This window comes from Bacillus cereus, assembly GCF_002567495.1.
GTDB classification, from domain to species: Bacteria; Bacillota; Bacilli; order Bacillales; family Bacillaceae_G; genus Bacillus_A; species Bacillus_A cereus_AQ.
This window is the reverse complement of record NZ_NVAP01000099.1, coordinates 1-295: the sequence shown is the minus strand read 5'-3', so window position 1 is coordinate 295 and position 295 is coordinate 1. Positions and strand designations below refer to the sequence as shown.

The following is a 295-nucleotide window of genomic DNA, read 5'->3' as shown; positions in this document are numbered from 1 at the left end:
CCGAACTTGGGTATACCTCCATGAAGGAAAAAATAAATATTTTATTATTATATGTCTAAACCATTTAAAAAGAAAATGGAGGAGGTAGAGGGATTCGAACCCCCGCGCGATTCTCACCGCCTGTCGGTTTTCAAGACCGATCCCTTCAGCCGAACTTGGGTATACCTCCGAAACATATATTAAATAAAGTGGAGCCTAGCGGGATCGAACCGCTGACCTCCTGCGTGCAAGGCAGGCGCTCTCCCAGCTGAGCTAAGGCCCCATGTTTTTTGGAATATCGGGAAGACAGGATTTG

The 295-nt window shown here is 46.4% G+C and carries 2 tRNA genes; both read right to left on the bottom strand.

Annotated features, from left to right (window positions below):
• Positions 1 to 76: 76 nt before the first annotated feature.
• Positions 77 to 169, bottom strand: a tRNA-Ser gene (locus COK05_RS30400).
• A 20-nt stretch (positions 170 to 189) separates the two neighbouring features.
• Positions 190 to 262: transfer RNA gene (locus COK05_RS30395), tRNA-Ala, on the bottom strand.
• Between the last annotated feature and the right edge of the window lie 33 nt (positions 263 to 295).